This is a genomic window from Trinickia symbiotica (assembly GCF_003028655.1).
Taxonomy (GTDB): Bacteria; Pseudomonadota; Gammaproteobacteria; order Burkholderiales; family Burkholderiaceae; genus Trinickia; species Trinickia symbiotica_A.
Genome location: NZ_PYUC01000009.1, coordinates 25,710 through 45,906, shown reverse-complemented (window position 1 = coordinate 45,906; position 20,197 = coordinate 25,710). Strand labels below are relative to the sequence as shown.

Sequence of the window (20,197 nt, the reverse complement as noted above, 5' to 3'; positions counted from 1 at the left end):
CCGAAGCAAACCATCCGGCAAAACCGGCTTCGGTGGCTCGAAATGGCATCCGCTAGTTAGTACTACTAAGCTAATAGGGAGCAATACTCTGAGAAAGTTGCGCATTGTCGCCCCCTCAGTTTCCGAACGAAGCCGGTGCCATCTGATCCTGCAATCGGCTGGTGATGCCTGCCCGACTCAGAATCAATTCGCTCTGCTGCTCAGCCACGAGCTTGTCCTCCGTATCGGCGAGCATCCTGAAGAGCTGCAGCTTCGTCATCTCGTCGCCAACCGCCGTCGTCTCCGTCTGCACGCGCGCCTGCAGTTCCGCGATACCTTTCGGATCCTGGGTGACGTCGATCTGTTGCATCAGGCTCTGGATCTGGTTTAGCTCCTGAAGCTCCGTTTGATACGCCTGCATACCAAATGCCTTGTCCTGGAATGGCTTGTTCAGCGCACGCTGACACACCTGCTGGTCGATACCGGCCTGGTCGCCACAGTCGTAGATCTCGCTCGCCGAACGCAAGGCTTGAGCGCTACCAGTGAGCCCCGCGTAACCTCCCTGCTGCACAGCCGTATAGACGCTCTGCCAGTTCGACGGCAGGGAATTCGCGAGCACGGGATTATTCAGCAATGCGCCGAAGCCGCGGGTACCGACGGTTGACTGGTAAATCTGAATTTCCTGCTGAACCTCTTGCTCGAGCTGCCCGACAGTCGCAATGGCCTGGAGTACGTTCTGAGCATCGAAGACCGGGATGCCCTGAGCGTGACTGGAAGAACACAGCATCAGCCATACGATTGCAGCGCCCACGAACTTGAATCGTCCTGTCATGATGACCACCTCAACGTCAAATGCCTTGTTGCCCGAGGTTGGCGCGTGCGATCCGCTGATAGGCCGGCAACGTGCCACCTCCTGAATTTCCCGGTCCACCGCCACCGGAGTCCGTCTTGTCGCGGATCGTGCCGCCAGGCCGTGGTCCGTTCCCGCCACTGGTGAGCGCTCGTCCGATCAAGCTGGCGAGGCGGCGAGATGCCACGCCCGCGACGAACGCGCCAAAGCCCGATAGGGTCGCGCCGCCGGAAAGACCGGATGCGACCGCCGGCAATTGCCAGCCGACCATCGCCAGGAAAACAGCGGTCGCAAACATGCCCAGCGCTGCTCCCCATGCGGCCGAACCCTCGAGGGCGGCCTGGCCGGCAGCGACGAGTGCGCCTGCGTTTGAACCTGGCGGCGCGCTCGTCACCTGAAACGGTGCAAGTTCAGTTGAAAACGCTGTCAGGGCCATCCCGAGAAAGGCCGCCACCAGCACCTGCAACAGCGCGTAGTTCGCGACCTTCGCGGTCCACGCCTCGAAAAAGCGCGCGGTCGGGGCAAACGCTGCGCAGGCGATGAAGACGGGCCCAATGCCGAGCACCAGATCGAGCAGCATCCTCGCCATGACGACTTCGAACGCGAGCACGATGAGGAAGATCGAACCACCGAGGGCCGCAATGAACCCGCACACGATGTCGCCAATGCCGGCGACAATGCCTGAGGGGCTCAGCCCCTCATGGGCCGCCTTCACGGAGTAGGCGTCCAGCACCAGATCGACTTGCTGGTCATAGCAGTCGAGCGTCTGATAGATGCTGGTGGCGCTCGTCGCCGTCACGGCGCTGCCGCTGGCCGAGCCGCAGCCGGGATTGCCTCCGCCGGTCGTGTTCGCTGCATTCTGGATCGTTTGGGCGAGCCCTGCGGTGGCACCATTGATGGCTGTCACCACCTGCTGCTGATAGAGACCACTGCCGAGCGCGAACGCAAGAATGGCTGCAACCTTGAGTCCTCGCCACGCAAAAGCCGGCACTGGCTCCTGTGCCTCGCCCCGCACGATGGCAAGACCATACGCGAGTACCCAGATCGTGACTGCTGTCGTCGCAACCGGAACGAGTGCTCCTGACAACGCGGACGACACGTTCGTCACGTAGGTCGACATGCCGTTCTCGAGCGTGCCGCCGATGGCGGTAAAGAGGCCGCTCATCGCGTCCCTCCCGCCTGCGCCGCTCTACGCCTTGCCAACTGCTCACGGAACACCGGCAGCCAAACATCGGGATCGTCACCCACTCGCGCGCGAATGGCGTCGAGCAGCTCGACGTTATCCGTCGTGCCGGAGAGCACGTCCAGCACGTCGCCAAGGCCCTTGAGATCCAGCCTGCCGATGGCCGACTGATGCCCCTGCTTGACCAGGAACATGCGGCTGTTCTCGCCGAGATTGCGCACGATGTTGAATTCGGCCTCGGTAAGCTTGAACCCGTGGACGTAATCGTCGTGATCGGCCCGTGGATTGGGCAGGAAAAAGAAGGTCCCGCTTTGCTCGATCAGTGCGCGAGCGATGTCGCTTTTCAATACGTCGGCGGGCGACTGCGTGTCAAAGATTCCGAGCCCGTTCTGCTTGCGAATGGTCTTCTGCTTGTTCTTCGCAAAATCGGTGAAGACGGGATCATCGAGCCGCTTCCAGAATTCCGTCATCACGTAGATAAAGCGCCTGCCATCAATTACGCTCTCGGTCCGATGGAGCAGGTACATCGTCACCGGCGTGCAAACCTCCGCGTCGTCGAGGAGTTCAGTGTCGTCAAACCCGAACAGTCCGGACTGCGCAAGCTCAATACGGTCGGTGGGATTGTCGAACACCCAACCAAGCCGGCCACCTGTGCACCATTTGGTAAGACGCGCGTGCAAGCTGTTCTCGCCCACAGTGGGCAGGAGTTGCCGCACCATGGAGAGGCGACGAAGCGGCTTCTCCATACGGGCGACCTCACGAACCGCCCGCGAGACATCGAGTTCGTCTTTCGCAGACAGCAGCGTGCCGGTATCGACGAGCTTGCGCACCAGCCGCTCCCAGAAGTCGAGCACAAACTCGGTCGGCTCCATCTGGAATGGATTCAAGCCCGTCGGCTCGCCACGGCGGAAGACCGTATAGACACCGCCCATTGCACGGATCCCGATCTCGGTGCCGCGGTCCTTGTCGTAAAGCACCACCGTGATGCCATACTTCATCGCCATCGCGAGCAGGAAGAGTTCAAGCACCGTCTTGCCCGCGCCGGCCTGCCCGATGATCTGGGTGTTGGCGAGCGCCTTTTCGTCGGAAGAGTCCTGCTTCTCGGCCGTCACGTGGAAATTCAGATACAGCGGCTGGCCGCTCGGCGTCTTCACGATCGTAATCGCCTCGCCCCACGGATTGCCTTCGCGCTTGCCAGTGGAGAAATTGTGCAAGCTGGACAGGCCACAGAAATTGCGCGACGTGAGCTTCGCCTCGCGCGCCCGATAGCGCCAGTTTCCAGGCAGTTGTGCAAACCACGCCGCATCGGCGACGAGGTCGATGAGTGCAGTCTGGAAACCGACGTCAGCGAGCTGCGTACGAGCCTTTGCGACGTTTCGAGAGAGCGCGTGCAGCGTGTCGCCGAACACCGCGAGTGAGTAGTGATATTCGCCGAGGACGAAATCACCGTTGATCAGATCGTTGAGCGCCTGATCCATGGCCTCGACCTGCGAGACGGCCACATCCTCGCCCGCAATCAACTGGTTGCGCTGCCGCTCGAGCGCCTCCTTGGCGCTCGGTTTGTCGAGAATCGTGAAGCTCTGCGTCTCGATGTATTCGAAGTCGCCATACAGCAGGCCGTTAAGCATTCCCGGTTCGGTGTCTTCCGGGTAGTCCTTCAAATCGAGCATCGCAGCAAAACGGGTCTCGCCGGGCATACGGAGCTCGAGCTTTTCGGCGCCCACGAAGAGGCGTGACGTGGGCAACGCTTCACGGATCGTCCCGGACGGGACCGGCTGGGTCTCCCACGCTCCATTGACGAGATAGCCGAGCAGTTCCAGCGCCGACGAATACCGGCGCGGGCGTCTCGCATACGGACTCGGCTTGCAAAAAACCCCGAGCGCCATCGGGTCGTAAGGCGTGAGCCCCGCCTCCACCTGAGCGGCGAGCTCGCTCATCACCTTGAGGGCTTCGTGCTGGTCACGCCGGATATCGTCGAGCGTGCGACGCGCGGCTCGACTGAAGAGGCGACCCAATGTCGTCCGGTTAGGCCGATAGACGAGCGTGAGGTACAGCTCATTAGCCATCATGCGATACCCGGCAAAGCTCGCGTAGTAACGAGTTGCGAGTTCTTGGCAGAACCGGTTGGCGTACGGAGTGGCGAAGTGATCCCAGACGCGCCGGCGCAGCCGATGCGTCCAGAGCGCTACATGGCCACCGGGCAGTGCCCGCACGAGCTGGTTGAATCCGTCGTGCCGCACGGCGATGTCCGCCGGATCGGCTGCCTCAAAAGAGATTCCTGCGATCTTCCAGATCTGCAGATAGTCGCCTTCGCGGGTCTTGATGACTTGATCGGTCACGTGGGCCGAATACGGGATCGTGCCAGCGATCGGCACTTCCCGGTTGGCGACAGCGACGAATTGAGGGGCAACGCGCATGTCACGCCCTCCCCTTAAGCCGCACCGGCGTGTAGGCATGCGTGCCCCAAAACCGCCGGTTTCTTTGTTGAAACCGCATCCGAAGACGCAACGCGTACTGCGCAAGGCGCTGGTCGTCGTGGCGCGTGACCATGCGCATCGCCACGAACACCGGAATCATCGAGAACAGGATGCCGACGCCCAGTGGGGGACTCGCCAGCAACGCCCAGATGGCCGGAATCAGCATGCCGCCGCCGGTGATAAGAGCCGGCACAAGCGGCACACCCCACAGCATGGCGGGACGCGTACAGCCCTTGAAAACGGGATCTTTGAGAGAGTTCATGATTCGTCGCCCGAAGATCAGCCGCCCGTCGGGATCAGCATGCCGGCAATGACCGTCGCGCAGCCGACGAATAGTCCGCCAATGAAGACGTTGGCGATGTCGCCAAAGCGCGCGTGCTGGAACATCATCCGAAAGCCCGCCCAGATGATCGAGATCGAGCAGATCACTCCCCCAACGCCAAGTAACGTCGTCTGGATCGTGCTCAGCAGCGTGTTGACCTGCGACAACTGCGCCCAGGCCGGGGATGCGACGAACAACACCGAGATGGTCAATGAGACCGTTCTGGCCCACTGTCGATTCGCGCTTATTCGACGCGTCGATCCGTGCCCCATCCATGCTTTGATTCGCGCTCGCAGTTTCATCGCTTGCTCCCATCTAATTCCCCGGCGTCAATTGCCCCATCCATCCGGTCAACGCCTTAGAACACCACGGCGCTCTCAACTGGCTCTTCGCTTCGCTCTGGCGACGGCAGTTCCCTACGGTCCAACTCTCGTCGGGAATCGGTTGCGCGCTTAGGTTGAATACGGCTGACGGACGAATCGCTCGTTACCGGGATGACAGGAATCGGCGCGATGGCCGGAACGACGACCGGCGTCGCCGGAACCGGTTGCCGCGCGTCATTCACGACGCGCTCGACATAACCGCTACGAAAGCCGGTCGAGAAGTCCCCACTCGCGTAGCAGGACAGACTCGCGCGAAGCGCCGCCTGCTCGTCCGCATGCGCGCGACGAGCCAGCTGGAAGCACCCCTGCAGAATCGCAGCACACGCAGCCAGGTTGCGGCACGGATCAAACGCGGTCCGCTCGGTCAGGCCGTACCGTGGCCAGTTGGCGCGATTGATCTGTGCCAGCCCCACACTGAAGCGCCAGCCACTCGCGCTTAGCGAGTGCGCCGTTGCCATGGCTTCCGCCTCGCTGGACGGTTGCCGCATCAGTCGCCCATGCACCACGCCAATCGCGTACGGATTGAACCCAGACTCGGCACGCACCACCGCGGCCATCGTCGTCGGCGAAATCTGCGGGGCGCATTGTTGCGTTAGCGTCAGGAAATCGAGCGGCATGATCAGTGCCCCCCGCCCAATCCGCTGTCCTGCTCCATCTGTTGCAGGAAGAGCGTTGCAGACTGTGTCGGGTCGTAGGGCACCTGCGTGCTGCCAGCGCCGTAAAATTCGGTATCTGTGGTGCCCATTCCGCCCACGTCCCACCAGACGCGGGTAAAGAGCTGGTTGTTGATGTCGACGTTGATCGCGCCGGCGGCTCGGCACAACAGCTCGCTTTGCTCAGGTCCGCCCCAGTACAGGAGATCTTCGCGGCAATAGCCACTGCTGGCGAAGGTGTTGCTCGCGGATGTGCCTTGCGATCCCCCGGCACCGAAGTCGCAGGTTGGGAAAGGATCGCCGTGACGCAGCGCGCGCCACAGCCTTTCGATCGGTGGAACGCATTCGCTGTATTGCTCGGGACCACCCGGGTTCGACAGACAGAGAATGACCTGACAACCCCAGTCGTCCGCACGTGCAACACCCGGCACAAAAAGCGCGCCGCCCGAGAGTAAGGCAAGGCCCAGCCACCACCCGCGCATCGCTCCTTGCATCGCGGTTCCACCGCGACTCTTCCACGCTATGAGACACGTCTTCATGATCTGTCTTCCATCGATTTGCACCGATGCAACAAGACAGATGCGCGGAAAAAGGAACCCGCGGCGCCGGGGAGGCTTACCGCGGGCTCAAGGGGGATCGGACTTCTGCATCAGATCGAGACTGGCTGTGTGCGCATACGTCGGTACATCGGGGCCGCTCGCGCGCACTCGGTCGTGCTCTCGCACGTTGACCGGAATAAATTGTTCAGTTACTTCGGCGACGTCACGCCTTCGCTGCCAGCAGGCTCGCGAGACTCTGCTTCGCAGAAGCAAGTTCAAGCTCGTATCTATGCCACGGACGCCGCGGAATCCTAAGCCGCCGGCAAATCACTTCGCGCCCCGCGCGCCACTGATACGCCATACGAAGCAGCTCCTTTTGGCAAGGTGCCAACCGCTGCCACGCACGCTCGACAAGAGCGGCGTCAATTGGGTCGTATCGGCCGCGAGATGCGCTTGCCCAGTTATCCAGCCGTGCATCGATCGACGAGACAGCTCGCGGTTCATTCATCGCGGGCCTCATCTTCGGATCGCGAGGCCCGATATCCGGCCGGGTCCTCGAGAAACCGCTCGATATCGGCAGCGCGCCAGCCCACAGCCCGCTCGCCAAGCCGAACCGGACGTGGGAATGTCCCTTCCTGCATTCTCTGATAGATGGTGGAGCGCTTCAGGCCGACTTCGATTTCGACCTGTGTGCGGCGTAAAATGGCACCCGCTGCTCGCAATTGCGCTGGCATGTTCAACCTCCAACTGCCTGGTCCGTATGAGCTACTGCATGGGTCCCATTGAAGCAGTGGATCACCCTGACGGGCAATTCCGTCATGCCGTCAGAACATACCGTCAGAGACCTGGCATCAACGGTGGCGACCGTCCAGTTCGTTGACCGAATCGGGCCTCAGCGCGGCGGCGAAAGTCTGCGCACTGCGTGACGCTTCCCCGTTGGCTTGTGCTTTCAAACCGAGCTTTTCGTCTATGGCGCGTGCAACGGTAGAAGATTTAGGCGGGTGATCCGGATCCCAGTCCGACCAGTGCTCACGCATCACGTCGAAGAGCGCCTCGAGAGTGCGCGTGAGATGCGGAAGATGCACGACGACACCGTGTGCCGTCTCGTCCGCGAACGAAGCGGTAGCAGAGGCACCACCGGAAAGCCCCTGTACGCTCGCTTCCGTGGGTGTACCGGACGCAGATGACCGCTCGAGTTTGCGCTCAAGATGCGACGTCCAGACGTGATGCATGAGGACCGTCCGAGCGAGCGCAGTTTCCAGCAATGCGATGCGGCGGTCACGTTTTCGCAGGCGCTCGGTCAGGCGCTCGATCAGCGCCCGGCATGCTTCGGTTTGTCGGCGCCAGTCGTCCAAGTGCGGCGGCATATCGGTTTCCCGCGCGCTTTCTTCCGGACATTCATTGGTCGATTCGGACATGCTTGCTGCTCTCCGGCTTCGGGCGAGAGCCTCCGATACCGGCGTCGCTATTCCAATATCAACGCAACGGGATCTGACATGCTGGCACTCGCTCCTTGATGGCCCATCATTTCTCTACTTTTTCTAAAGAAAGATCCTATTGAATAGGATGCGCTCAGGCAAGCCGTAGCCACCCACATCGAATCGATCTGTTTGCGGTCAAGAAAAACTAACCGACGATTTGAAAAAAGCCGCAGCCGCAGTTTTCTCGACCGAACCATTACGTGAAAGAATCGGCGGCGATTTCGTAAAGCAATGCCATCGCGTCATCAGCCGATCGACGGGAATGAGGAGGTAATCATGGTGATACCGGCAATCACATTGCACGGAACCGCGGCGTCGGCAAGCTCGCGGCTGATAACCGCGATCAATCCAACGGCCTCGGGACTGGAGTGCACAGACAGGGTAATGAGACGGGCCTCGAACGCATAAGAGAGACCCAAGCGGTCCACTTCTGAGCGCTCGACCACGCCTGTCAGTCCTTCCTGCTCGCGCATGGTACAGAACGCCCGCAACCTGCCCCCAGAACAAAGTCGAGAAACGAACAGTAGACGTAGATGGCCTCGGCCATCATAGGGCGGAGCACCGCGCATAGTTTGATCAGGTCTTATTCACCCCCGGTTTGCCTCTCGGTACCTTCGCAATTCATCCCCTGCGACCGGGCGCATCTCAAAGACGCCTTGCTCCTTTGCTTGCTCGGTTTCTCCGCAACCGCTCTGCATGGCGGGTGTCGGATGGAGATGATGCCACAGAGCGTGTAGCCGGCTCGAGACCTTGCCCGGCAGCCAATGTCCTTTCTACCCGGGTTCGCGACGTAGGCACGGTTGCGTCAAAATCCGCCGCGCCTCACGCAGGATTGCGTCGCTGATCGCGCGCGCTGCGGGCAGCGCCGACTTCCAGTGATGCCAATAGAGGCTCACTGCAAGCTTGCTATACGGCGCGAGTACCACTAGGTCGCCAGAATGAATCAAGGGTTCGACCTGCAGAGCTGGCACGAGACCGTATCCGACGCCCATGCAGATCGCCATCAGCAATGCCTCCGGAGACGGAAAGTGATGCGTGGCATAGCCCGTTACGGGAAAGCCGAGCACTTGCTCCAAGAATTTGGCGTGCAATGCGTCCTTCCGGTTGAACAATACCGCCGGGGCAGCCAGCACATCTCCCAGGTTCAGCCCGTGAGCAAAATTCGCTTCGACAAATGGCGGTGTCGCCACGCATTGATATTCCATCGCCCCGATCGGTTCCGCCACAAATCCGGGCGGCGCAGCACGCGCTGTCGAAATGCACCCCATCGCCTCGCCGCGAGCCAATACAGACAACGTATGATCCTGATCATCGACGATGAGTTCGAGCGCGACGTTTTCTTTCGCAATGGCGCAAGCGACGGGTCCAAACCATGTCGCCAGCGAGTCGGCGTTGACCGCAATACCAACCCTCACCCGGCTACCGGCACAGGGCTTCATTCGCTCCAGGGTATCGGCCTCCAGAAGCTTTTGCTTCTGAATGTGCTCGAGAAGCCGCTCGCCGGCGTGAGTCGGCGTCATACTCTTGCGGATAAGCAACCTGGTTCCGAATTTGTCCTCCAGCGAGATGATCCGCTGAGAGACAGCTCCTCTTGAAACGTTCAATAACTTTGCGGCCCGACCATAATTGCCGGTCTCGACGACGACAGCAAACGTTTTGAGTTGCAGGGAATCGAAGTTCATGAAATGGGTTGTGTGTTTTGCGCCACACGGCCGTGTCGATAAGTCCCTTGCATGCACCGGGACACATGTCGCAGTGGAGGCGGACTCCCGCCCCGAAGCGCATTGAGTCGCCGATTCCCGCACCACCCGACAGTGCTGACGATCGACTTTCCAGATCGCCGACTGAAGACCAGCAGAACACCCGGACACGGATCTCCACGTTGCACTCGATTCAGCGGCCTCGGGCATGAAGGTTACGCTGGAATGCGATTGCTCCCGTATCTCGCTTTGGAAAAAGCGACGTTGTACACATTTGCGCGACACCGCAGTAACACGCGCCATCCTTTCCTATGATCAAAGCTCCTTGCTGCCATTTCTGTGCGCTGGACGAACGATCCATCGACAGGTGGCGCGTTCGTTAACCACGGAGATTATCCATGAATCACCACGCCGTGATGAGCGATCAGGATTTCATCCGCTCGAGCTTCCCGGAATGGAGCGCTATCCAAAAGAACATGACATCCCCTGACGCGCTCAGGGTGAGCATCGATATCTTTTTCGACTGGCTGTGCGTTGCCCTGGCCATGTTATGCCTGCATCGTTTCGGATGGTGGTCGGCCCCGGTCACCGTCGTATGGATCGGGAACCGGCAACGCGCGCTCGGCAACCTCCTTCACGATGCCGCACACCGCAACCTCGCACGATCGTTTCAACTCAACGACTCACTCGCGCGGCTGTTCATCGCGCCGGCGCTGTTCAACAGTCTCGCGCTCTATCGCGAACTCCACGCCCGTCACCACGCCTGGCTGGGAGACCCCAAGCGCGATCCTGATTACATTGCCCTACATCGCGAGCCAGGTTACGCGTGGTGGCAGCCTTACTGCAGGGCGCTCGTCATGCCTGCCGCGTGGTTGAGCTCCCTGTTTGGTCATCTACACCTATTAAGGCTGAGCTTCACAAAGTGGTTTGGTATCGTTGCATGGTGGACCCTCCTGCTCGGCGTCATGTCGCTCGTGCTGGGACTGCATGCGGCGACGTTCTTCCTTGGTGCGTGGATGCTGGCGAGGGCCACTGTCTTTCACCTCATCACCACATTTCGCGAGCTTTGCGATCATTTCGGCCTACTTCCCGGCGGGATATTCAATTACACGCGGGATGTCTCTTCGCGCAGCCTCTGGCGGTGGATCATTCATCCGCACAACAACGGCTATCACCTCACGCATCATCTCATGCCATCGATTCCCTATCATCGTCTCGCTAACGCGCAGCGCAAGCTTCTGGAGTTGCCCGCCTTCGTTGGCCTGGCCAAGGTTTGCCACACGTATTTTCGCGGCGCTGACGCGGTCGTCCATGAATGGGAACTCTCTACTGGAGGACGCCATGACGCAACGTAAGCTCAGTGCCGTCGGTGTCGGTACACTACTCGTCTCGGCTAGCTACGGCGTCGCATTCCTGCTCGGCTCCGGCGAGATGGCCGTCCGCGGCGGGATGGCGGGCAGCCTGTATGCGATCGTGACGGCGTTCGGCATGCTGGTGCTCGCGCTTGCCGCGCCAGCACTGTGGCGGACACGCCAACTCATCTGGGACGCGTTCGGTGAGCGCTACGGGTCGGCCGTGCGCAAGCTCGTGGCACTCCTCTCTCTGGTCTGGATGTCCGGCGTGCTCGCCGCCCAGATCCACGGTGGCATCGCCGTGCTTGTTGCGGCGGGTCTCCCTGCAACCCATGCGCTGGCAGTGATTGCCGCTGCGTTGCTGGTAATGTCTTCGATTGAACTCGGCATGGCCGCGACGCTCTTCGCGAGTTGCCTGATGGCGACGAATATTGCGCTCCTGCATTCGCTCGCCGCGTCCAACGGCGTGCCAACGTACCTTCATGCATGGCCGTCGTTCATCGGTCAAATACGCACAGCGCCACGGGCGGAGACTCTGGTGACCATCGCCGCAGTGGGGTTCCTGGTGATCACTGGATCGGACTATCAACAGTTCGTCATTGCGGCGCGCCGACCGCGGGATGCATGGGTCGGCTGCGTGCTTGCCGGTGTCTTTCTCATGGTGACGGGCTTTCTTCCGGCCGCCACTGTTATCGCAGCACTCCACGCCGGCAAGCTGATCGGTCTGACCGATGCCGCCAGCGCTATCCCCTGGCTAATGCTGCAAACCGGCGGGCCGTTGGGATCTCTGTGCATCAGTGTAATTCTGCTTGCTGCGCTCGGCTCGGGCACCGCGATCACCCGCGCGATGGCATGCGCATCAGAAGGGTTGCTGCCCGGCAATGATCGCCATGACCACTGGTGGCGCCTGCTGATCATCGCGTCGGGATGCGCAATCGCGACTGACGGCCAGGCGATCGTCTCGACCATCGTCTCGTTAAACGTCATTTATGTTGCGGCTGTCGGATTACTGTTTGTCCTTCAACAGGCCGGACGACAGGTCGCGCCACGTTGCGCATCCATAATGCTGGTTTCGGGGGCCATAGTTTCGTTACTCGTTGCGGTAATGACCTCCAGCGGTATAGGCGGTCTTCCTCTCTGGCTCCCACTTCCGGCCGGGATCACCGCGTCCGCTTGCGCGCTCTTCGCATGGCAGCTCGCCACGCTTCGCCGCAGCGTCGGGTCATGAAAATCGGGCAACCTAGTACAACAGCCGGAGGGCCCCTGGCGCGCTCCGGCGACGCTTGCGATGGGCAGCGCTCCCGAGCGCTTCAACGACGCTCCGCTACCGAACTCATGGTCCCGCGTGCAATTTCATCACCCGCGTCAGCGGGAAGACGGCGGACGAGTGGAATGGAACCGAGCGAGAAAACGCCGGCGACGAGAAACGCGAGCCAAAAGTCCGGCGACATGACATGGGTGTGACCATGCACGGCGCGGGAGATCTGCAGAATGATACCCCCGACAGCGACCCCGAGGCCCAGCGACGTCTGCTGCACGACGCTGCCCAGGCTCGTGGCACGGCCGACATCGCTGCCGGCGATATCGGCATACATGAGTGAATTCAGACTGGTGAACTGTAGTGCGGAGAAAAAGCCACCAACAAGGACGATAAACCAGATGGCTGTGTGCGAAGTGCTGGGGGAAAAAGTCCCTAAGGCGGCAAGCGCGATGCTTGAGAGCGCTGCGTTGTACACCAGCACAGTGCGAAATCCAAGCCTGCGAAGCGTCAGGGACGTCAGTGGCCGCATGAACATGCTTCCAAATGCTGAGGCGCAGGTGATAAGACCCGACTGAAATGCCGTCATCCCAAGCCCTTCCTGTAGCGAGAGTGGCAGCAGGAAGGGCACCGCGCCATATCCAATGCGAAACATCGAGCCGCCGAGCACGCTCGCGCGAAAGGTGGGAATCTCGAAAAGTCGCAAATCCAGTACCGGCAGTTCAGCGCGTCGCGCATGGAGCACGTAGAGCCCGAGCGGAACGCTACCTGCAAGGAACATCTGCCAGGCGGTCGAGTCTGCGACAAGGTCACTGCCCACCAGCGAGAGTCCGAGTAGCATAAGCGACGCCCCCGATGCTGAAAGGACGGAGCCTGTCCAGTCAAACGCGCCTGGGTCCGGCTCCTGCGTGCTCGCAATGTAGCGACTGCTCAGAAACATGCCCAACACCCCGATCGGCACGTTGACAAAGAACATCAGCCGCCAGTGCAGATAGGTGGTGATGAAACCGCCTAGAAGCGGAGCGATGACCGGTCCGACTATCCATGTCACGCTCAACCAGTTCATGGCGCGCAGAAATTCGCTCCTGGGCAAAGCTCGCACAACGATAATGCGGCCTACCGGCACCATCATCGCACCGCCGATGCCTTGTACGAAACGGGCGAACGTGAACATGTGCAACGAGGACGATGCGGCGCACATAAGGGATCCACTGACAAAGATGCCAATAGCCGTTCGGAACACCGTTCGTGCGCTGAAACGATCGGCGAGCCAACCGCATACTGGAATGAAAACGCCAAGGCTCACCACGTAACTTGTGATCGCGATTTTCAGCGAAACCGGATCACTTCCAAACCCGCGCGCCATCGCAGGCAGTGCCGTAACGAGGATGTTCGCATCCACGGCTTCCATGAAAAAAGCGCAAGCTACAATAAGCGTCGAGACGAAAGCCCCCGGAGCCCGCGCCGAATTAGGGTGACCGGGCCCGCCAGGTTCACGCGCCACCTGCAGCCTCCTTCGTTGCGCCTGCCTGATCCAGGCTCCGGCGTGCAGCTTCCACAACCAGCTTGCTGATTTCTGCAAGCGGCTCAGGTTCCTCCTTCCAGCGATGCCAGTAAAGATCAATCGGCACATCGTGTCCTGGAGCAACTGCCACCAACTTGCCAGACTGTATTAACGGGTCGGCCTGCATCGCCGGCACGAGGCCGTAGCCGAGGTCATCGAGAATCGCATCGAGCAACGCCGTTGGCGACGGAAAATAATGCTTGAGGTATCTGCTTACGGACATCCCGAAGCGCGACTCGAGAAAGATGTCGTGAAGCGTGTCCTTCCGGTTGAACAGTACGGCTGTGGCCTTGAGCACTTTCTGCAAGATCACACCATCAGCAAAGTGCTCGGCCATAAATCGGGGTGTCGCCACACATTGATAACGCATCTGGCCAACCGGTTCGGCCACGAAGCCGTCAACCGCCTTTCGCTGCGTTGACAGGCAGCCCTTGACGTCACCGCGCGCAAGGGCTTCAAGCGTATGGTCCTGATCGTCAACAACGAGCTCGAGCGCGACGTGACGACGGGCAAGTTCCCGCGCCACGGGACCAAACCACGTGGCGAGTGAATCAGCATTCACGGCTAGCGCCACAGCCGTGGTGGCCACACTGCCAGGCACGACGCGTCGAAGCAGCGCGTCATGCAGAAGTCGCACCGACATGTAATACCGCAGGACTTCTTCTCCCGCCTTTGTCGGCGCCAGCATTGGTTCCCGGATTAGCAGCCGTGTCCCAAGAGTCTCCTCAAGATCGATGACCCGACGTGAAGGCACGCCACGCGATATATTTAAAGCTTCCGCGGCCCGTGTGAAATTCCGGTATTCGACCACTGTGGCAAACGTTTCGAGCTGAATCATATCCAACACAATATCTGCTTTCACCTCCACTCCTCGACGTCTTCGATAACTCACCTGGAAAGGGACACATCTCAGGCGCTCGCAAGGCCTCGCGAGAACTTGTGAATATCACCCGTCAAATCAGATTCCTTAAAACAGCCACCGTAAAAGTCCCGTGCAGCGTAGGTTCGATCGAGCGAATCTCTTTCGGACTCACCGGTCGTCGATCGAGCCACCCTACCGCCGCAGCGCATTGACTTTCATCGCTGCATTAAACGCCTGCCGGGTCGCGCAGAAATGCAGGATTCGACGCGGCTCGTGATCGAACTGAATGTCCTCGCGAGCAGCAGGGGAAAGAGGCGTTTGCGCACAGCAATTGCCATTTGCGCGGTTAGCTGTATTTGTGCCGGCCTAGCCGGGCGCACGGCTATTCCAGACTTCCGCTTTACTGGCGGACAGTTGTCCGCCATTCGCAAACGATGCCTCCATGGCTGCATACCGGTCCATTCGAGAACGACGACACGATAACCTCTGCACGCGAGGGCATAAGCAGTCATGAAGCCAGCGATACCGGCGCCGATGATCGGGACGATGGCGATTCTTGACATGGCATGGCTCAGTGGTGTTGATCATCGCCGGCCCCAAAAAACCGGCGCATACGCCCCGTCCGTCCATGAACCTGGGAGGTTCGCCCGTCCCCTTGCAACAGCGACGGGCTCCCCTTCGGTGGGCGCATTTGGCGCCTCTCTCCAGATGTTCCCGCAGTGCGGTCCTTTTGCCTGAGAGTCTCCGGGGCGGTTGCTCCGTCGGCGTCGTCTCGATGGACGACCTCTCCCGCGCTGCAACAATCGAACAGCGTTAGCCTATGCCGAATAAACTGCCAATGGCTCACCGAGAGCTGTCATATCCAGTTCGACTCCCAGACCGGCCCTACCGGTTGGACGCAGTATCCCATCCGAGAGGATTCCACCTTCGACGCCAAGCTTGAAGTCGCTTTCGGGGAAAGCGTATGTTGCAAAGATGCCGTCGCGTGGGATCACACTTGCTAGGTGTGCCGAAGCGGCTCTCGCTATTGCGCTGCCGGACGTATCTTCGATCCTCACTTTCACGCCGCCACTAGCGGCAATTGCGATGAGATCAAGGACCCTGCTGGGTCCGCCGACATGCGAAAGCTTAGTGACCACGCCATCAAGCGATCTTTCATAAACCGCGCTTAAAAGGTCTTCTGAATCGTTTATGACCTCGTCGAGCAACATCGGAAGCCCAATTCGTGAACGGACATAACGCGATTCCGCATAGGTCTTACAGGGCTGCTCGATCCAAATATCTTTTCCGTGCGTCAGATCCAAAATACCATTGACTACTCGAATCGCTTGTTCGCCTGTGCATCTGCGATTCGCATCGATAGTTACCCGTTCCCCCGGTGCGATGCACTTTATGAGCGAACGGAGGCGATGCACGTCCTCCTCGAAACCGCGGCCCATCGATAGCTGAAATACCTTTGTTCCGCGCCTGCGCATTGCCTCCAGGTTCGCGACCATCTCTTCCGGCTCTTCCGGCCCAATCGTCTCGAATACCGGCACGCCATCATTTTGCTTTCCTCCGAATAACGCATAACAGGGAAGATTTGCAGCTTTTCCCAACAGATCCCATGCGGCGACATCAATCGCCGATTTTGCCTCAGGAAAGCCATTGAGTGTGTCATCCATCGCCCGGTAGATTGCTCTTGGCCCAACGGCGTCAACACCGACGAGAGCCTTAGCCAGAATACTGAGCCCGGCTCGCGCGCTTTCCGGCGTCGACGGCAAATAGGTAGGCCTTAACGGGCATGTCTCGCCGACTCCGAAGAGACCGGCATCGGTTTCCAACACGACCACAGTGCTATCATTCACGCGATCTTCTACCGGTTTTGGCCGAAATGTGTAGTCTCCAGCTCGATACTGGAACTTATAGCTATAAAGAGCAATTTTGCTGATCTTCATATATGTCTCGATGGATTCCGGCTGTCGCCGCGGCTGAACCGGTGATTTTTAACGATAGACAAACACACGGCTCGTTAATCTTTTACAAAAGCAATTTTTCCTCATATGGAAAGGTGGAGAGCAATTGATACCCACCTTCCGTCACTAGTATCTGTTGCTCAAGCTTTACCGCCTCTGCATCGTCGTCAGGGGCAATGAGTGCCTCGACACAAAGAGTCATATATTCATGCAGCGGTTCATCTTTCCCTGTCCCGTCATAGTCATATGGATAGCGAATAGACGGATAATCATAGGTGAGGCCGAAGCCGTGCATCATGCTCATGTAACGTCCCTTAATACAATTGCTTGGCAGCCTAAAGCATTTGTCTACGATTTCACCGATTGTCACACCCGCTTTGATTATGCTGAGATTGTGCTCAATATGCTCGACAGCCAGTTTGTACATGTCTCGTTGTTTATCGGACGGTCGACCCGGCCCACAAAAGAAAGTACGTGAAAAGTCGACGAACGTACCAAACGGCCCTATCATGTCGGTGTCAAAATGAAATAAATCACCGGCGCGGACGCGACGATCACTGTGCTCTTGGAGACCAGGATTTGTTCCCCCGCCAGATTTGGCAAGGCGCAAATCGCACCATTCTCCGCCCATCGCTATATTTGTCTGATGCAGGTGAGAGAAAACCTCGTTTTCAGTGACTCCAGGCCTCAAAGCCTCTCTCATTTTGAAGGCGCCTGCTTCCCCCACCGAGATTGCAATCGAGAACAACGTTATCTCGTCGGGACTTTTGATGGCTCGAGCAGCATACATGATACTGTCGGCATCCATTATTTTAATGCCTTCCTTGAGAAGCGCTGAAATCGCTATTGCAGGAAGTCGATCGACCGGCAAACGCAAATCATGTTCGCCATGTTCACGAAGTATTTGCGCGATATCTTTTGCCCACAGGCTTGCACTTTGGACCGCCGCCGGTCCTGATTTGGACATATTCGCGTCGCTCGGCCGGATCTCAGTGATGGTTTCCAAGGCAGGCAACATCGGCCTCCAATGATCGCGAGAGAACGCAATGCAGCCCTTCTCCGCCGAGACGATCAGGCCTCGATAAGGATGCCGCTGTTGCTGAACTTGTTCCAGCGCGATGCCTGATGCGTATCGCATGTTCACTGCGTCAAATAGAAGAATTGCTGGAAGACCAGCTCTTTTTAGCTCGTCCTGAACGCGCTTCAAGCGGTATGCTCTAACGCCAGCCATATCGATTTGCGGTGCGTAGTCAACAAGGCTCACTCCTGGGGTGTTCTTTGCCAAATATTTTCGATCCGGCACGGTGCGGAAATTGCGTTTCGCAGGATCTACCCATTCTGTTTTCGACATAAAAAACTCCCATAGATTAAAGTCGCAGTTCACCGCAACTAGAAGGTGTTAGGCAATTCCGGCGAGAAAAAAACACAGGGGCCTTAGCAACGGATATATCGCATGAAGAAGGGCATTTCGCCGTTGCTCGCGGTGCATGTGACGCGCGCGAGAGTTATGGCGTGACGGTGCGGTTGCGTCGCTCGGCTGACCTTCTAATAACCTGGATAAACGTGAGCGCGACAACAGCGGATACTGTTAGCATCGTCGACACGGCAAGTACTCGTGGGCTTAAGTCCTCGCGGACCCCAGTCCACATTTGCCGGGGGATCGTCGTAGTGTCGCCACCGCCTATAAACAAGACGATGACGAGTTCGTCAAATGACGTTACAAATGCAAGAACGGCGCCACCAATGACTCCCGGGAGAGCCAGCGGCAAGGTGACCGTGAGAAACGCAGACACGGGGTTAGCCCCGAGATTCTGTGCGGCTTTAGTTAGCCGCGAGTCGACCATTGACAGAGCAGCCCTGACAGAAATCAGCACATATGGAGACGCGATGGCGGCATGGGCGAAAATAATTCCTGTTCTGGTCTCAAGCAACCCAAGCTTTGCATAGAGGAAGTAGAGACCGGTCGCTAGCACAATCGTTGGAGCAAAGATTGGCAGAAGCAACCCCGCCGAAACGAGCTCTTTACCAGGGAAACGCGCTCGCTCCATACCGAGTGCCGCCAACGTACCGAGAACGGTTGCGATAGCGGTAGAGAACAGCCCAATGAAGAGGCTGTTCCACAAAGCAAGTTGCCAATAACGGCTGCCGATCACCTCTTCGTACCATTGAAGCGAGTAAGCAGAAGGGCTCAACCTCAGCATACCGGGCGTGAACGAGAAGTAGGGCAACGCGTTAAAAGAGAGAGGTATGATCACCAAAAGAGGTAATAGCAAAAAGGCAAAGATTAAAACGCAAAGCACTACGTACGAGCGCCATGCGAACCTCAACGCAGTTGATGAATAGTAGCTGTGTCTCATTATGCAAATACCTTTCCGCCTCGGGCGACTCGCCCTGCATAAAAAACATATATGCCCAAAACCAGCGCAAACAGCAGTGAAGAGAGCGCTGCCGCAAGGCCCCAATTAAGACTGGTTTGCATGTGATACGCAATGATGTTTCCAATGAATGTCCCGTGTGCACCGCCTACGAGCGCTGGTGTTGCGTAAAAGCCAACGGAAAGCATAAAAACAAGGGTTACGCCACCTGCAATGCCTGGTCTACTCAGCGGCACGAAAACGGTTGCGAAGGCGCGTAAGGGATGCGCTCCGAGCGACGTCGCGGCGCGCATCTGTGACGGTGGAATTTTCAACATCACGCTGTAGAGAGGAAGAATCATGACTGGCAGAAGGACATGAACCATCACAATCAGTGTCCCGGACATGTTGAAGATCATCGAAAACCGCCGATCGGGCGCGAGCAGTCCAAGCGCCATAAGAACCTTGTTGACTACACCTTCCCGCTGTAGAAGGACAATCCATCCGGTGGTCCGCACTAGTGCGGAAGTCCAGTAAGGAATGAGTACTGCAGTCATGCAAATGCTGGCCTTTGATGGCGACAGCTGACACATCAGGTAAGCAACCGGATATCCAAGAATTAGACATGCAAGACAAATTGCTCCGCTCATCCATATCGTGCGCCAAAAGGTCCTAAGATTTACGAAAGATCCATCGTCCACAGGGACGATTTTATCGTTGGGACTTCTCACAAGGTCGAGCGCACCGAGGTACTTATCGGGGTAAACAGAGCTTAAGCTAGATTTCAGTACTGACCAGGTATTGACGTTCCGCCATGCCGGATCTGATCTGACTAAGGCATCTAATGGGGATATGGCACTTGATCGAGATACCGCAGTTGCCGCCGATCGCAACAATTGCGATGCCATCGGCATGCGATCCTTCATTCGATCACCAACTTTGCTCAATTGATGCTGTTTTTCTGCTTGAGTGATTTCTTGAGCGAAATCGGAGACGATAACCTCATTCGGCAGGCCTTGCGCAGGCTGCCACTGCTTTAAGTCGTCTTTTGTTTTTGAAAGAATCAGTGATGGCTCCGGATCATAAAAACTGCGGCTCATCATTATACCGATGGGCAAAAAGAAGAAAAAAGACATGAAGGCGATTAGCGGTGTCAGCAAAACGATCGTTCCTATGGAGCCGTTAAGCGAAATACGCTTACGGCCAGCAGAAGGCACTTCGTGTTGGCTGATAAGGACTGCCATTGCGTTTCCTTTGCTAATAAGTCAATGATCGACCTGAAAAG

19 protein-coding genes, 1 pseudogene and 1 riboswitch are annotated in these 20,197 nt (G+C 58.3%); of the genes and pseudogenes, 2 read left to right on the top strand and 18 right to left on the bottom strand.

The window, feature by feature from the left end; translation table 11 throughout:
• Window positions 1-115: 115 nt before the first annotated feature.
• The 11 genes from virB5 to argP form a co-directional block, all read right to left on the bottom strand.
• Window positions 116-811 carry a P-type DNA transfer protein VirB5 gene (gene virB5, locus C9I57_RS18580; protein ID WP_107152335.1) on the bottom strand — a complete coding sequence of 232 codons (696 nt, stop codon included), beginning with the start codon at window positions 809-811 and terminating at the stop codon, window positions 116-118.
• A gap of 16 nt (window positions 812-827) precedes the next feature.
• A complete protein-coding gene (locus C9I57_RS18575) occupies window positions 828-1,994 on the bottom strand; it encodes a type IV secretion system protein (RefSeq protein ID WP_107152121.1) in 1,167 nt (388 codons plus the stop codon).
• On the bottom strand, window positions 1,991-4,429 hold the full coding sequence (locus C9I57_RS18570) for a VirB4 family type IV secretion/conjugal transfer ATPase (protein WP_107152120.1): 2,439 nt from the start codon (window positions 4,427-4,429) through the stop codon (window positions 1,991-1,993). Before C9I57_RS18570 ends, C9I57_RS18575 begins: the two co-directional genes overlap by 4 nt.
• Window position 4,430: 1 nt before the next feature.
• A complete protein-coding gene (locus C9I57_RS18565; RefSeq protein ID WP_107152119.1) occupies window positions 4,431-4,751 on the bottom strand; it encodes a type IV secretion system protein VirB3 in 321 nt (106 codons plus the stop codon).
• Between the two features lie 17 nt (window positions 4,752-4,768).
• A complete protein-coding gene (locus C9I57_RS18560) occupies window positions 4,769-5,113 on the bottom strand; it encodes a TrbC/VirB2 family protein (protein WP_107152118.1) in 345 nt (114 codons plus the stop codon).
• Between the two features lie 56 nt (window positions 5,114-5,169).
• Window positions 5,170-5,814, bottom strand: coding sequence for a lytic transglycosylase domain-containing protein (locus tag C9I57_RS18555; protein ID WP_107152334.1), 645 nt, complete (start codon window positions 5,812-5,814; stop codon window positions 5,170-5,172).
• Window positions 5,814-6,386 carry a hypothetical protein gene (locus C9I57_RS18550; protein WP_107152117.1) on the bottom strand — a complete coding sequence of 191 codons (573 nt, stop codon included), beginning with the start codon at window positions 6,384-6,386 and terminating at the stop codon, window positions 5,814-5,816. The genes C9I57_RS18555 and C9I57_RS18550 overlap by 1 nt, the downstream gene beginning before the upstream one ends.
• Window positions 6,387-6,886: 500 nt before the next feature.
• Complete coding sequence (locus C9I57_RS18540; protein WP_107152116.1) at window positions 6,887-7,120, bottom strand: helix-turn-helix transcriptional regulator; 234 nt, start codon at window positions 7,118-7,120, stop codon at window positions 6,887-6,889.
• 117 nt (window positions 7,121-7,237) lie between these two features.
• The gene (locus C9I57_RS18535) at window positions 7,238-7,741 is read right to left on the bottom strand and encodes a hypothetical protein (RefSeq protein WP_258187714.1); all 504 of its coding nucleotides are present in this window, start codon (window positions 7,739-7,741) and stop codon (window positions 7,238-7,240) included.
• Between the two features lie 371 nt (window positions 7,742-8,112).
• Window positions 8,113-8,340: a hypothetical protein gene (locus C9I57_RS33295; protein ID WP_258187713.1), complete on the bottom strand. Its 228-nt coding sequence runs from the start codon at window positions 8,338-8,340 to the stop codon at window positions 8,113-8,115.
• Window positions 8,341-8,640: 300 nt separating this feature from the next.
• The gene (gene argP / locus C9I57_RS18520) at window positions 8,641-9,549 is read right to left on the bottom strand and encodes an HTH-type transcriptional regulator ArgP (protein ID WP_107152113.1); all 909 of its coding nucleotides are present in this window, start codon (window positions 9,547-9,549) and stop codon (window positions 8,641-8,643) included.
• 416 nt (window positions 9,550-9,965) lie between these two features.
• Between argP and C9I57_RS18515 the strand changes: the two genes are divergently transcribed.
• Both C9I57_RS18515 and C9I57_RS18510 read left to right on the top strand, forming a co-directional pair.
• Window positions 9,966-10,922, top strand: a complete 957-nt coding sequence (locus tag C9I57_RS18515) for a fatty acid desaturase family protein (protein ID WP_107152112.1) — start codon at window positions 9,966-9,968, stop codon at window positions 10,920-10,922.
• Window positions 10,909-12,147 carry a sodium:solute symporter gene (locus C9I57_RS18510; protein ID WP_107152111.1) on the top strand — a complete coding sequence of 413 codons (1,239 nt, stop codon included), beginning with the start codon at window positions 10,909-10,911 and terminating at the stop codon, window positions 12,145-12,147. The genes C9I57_RS18515 and C9I57_RS18510 overlap by 14 nt, the downstream gene beginning before the upstream one ends.
• An 82-nt stretch (window positions 12,148-12,229) precedes the next feature.
• Here the strand turns inward: C9I57_RS18510 and C9I57_RS18505 are convergent, their stop codons facing one another.
• The 7 genes and pseudogenes from C9I57_RS18505 to C9I57_RS18475 all read right to left on the bottom strand — a co-directional run bounded on the left by C9I57_RS18505 (window position 12,230) and on the right by C9I57_RS18475 (window position 20,156).
• The gene (locus tag C9I57_RS18505) at window positions 12,230-13,609 is read right to left on the bottom strand and encodes an MFS transporter (RefSeq protein WP_440130227.1); all 1,380 of its coding nucleotides are present in this window, start codon (window positions 13,607-13,609) and stop codon (window positions 12,230-12,232) included.
• A 61-nt stretch (window positions 13,610-13,670) separates the two neighbouring features.
• Complete coding sequence (locus C9I57_RS18500; protein WP_181321885.1) at window positions 13,671-14,579, bottom strand: HTH-type transcriptional regulator ArgP; 909 nt, start codon at window positions 14,577-14,579, stop codon at window positions 13,671-13,673.
• 74 nt (window positions 14,580-14,653) lie between these two features.
• A pseudogene (locus C9I57_RS32460) lies at window positions 14,654-15,166 on the bottom strand (FAD-dependent oxidoreductase); the annotation flags it as partial.
• A 149-nt stretch (window positions 15,167-15,315) separates the two neighbouring features.
• A riboswitch (glycine riboswitch) is annotated at window positions 15,316-15,405 on the bottom strand.
• Between the two features lie 16 nt (window positions 15,406-15,421).
• Window positions 15,422-16,540, bottom strand: coding sequence for a mandelate racemase/muconate lactonizing enzyme family protein (locus tag C9I57_RS18490; protein WP_107152109.1), 1,119 nt, complete (start codon window positions 16,538-16,540; stop codon window positions 15,422-15,424).
• An 82-nt stretch (window positions 16,541-16,622) separates the two neighbouring features.
• A complete protein-coding gene (locus C9I57_RS18485) occupies window positions 16,623-17,909 on the bottom strand; it encodes a M24 family metallopeptidase (protein WP_146166234.1) in 1,287 nt (428 codons plus the stop codon).
• A gap of 154 nt (window positions 17,910-18,063) precedes the next feature.
• Window positions 18,064-18,915, bottom strand: a complete 852-nt coding sequence (locus C9I57_RS18480) for an ABC transporter permease (protein WP_107152107.1) — start codon at window positions 18,913-18,915, stop codon at window positions 18,064-18,066.
• The gene (locus C9I57_RS18475) at window positions 18,915-20,156 is read right to left on the bottom strand and encodes an ABC transporter permease (protein ID WP_107152106.1); all 1,242 of its coding nucleotides are present in this window, start codon (window positions 20,154-20,156) and stop codon (window positions 18,915-18,917) included. Before C9I57_RS18475 ends, C9I57_RS18480 begins: the two co-directional genes overlap by 1 nt.
• Between the last annotated feature and the right edge of the window lie 41 nt (window positions 20,157-20,197).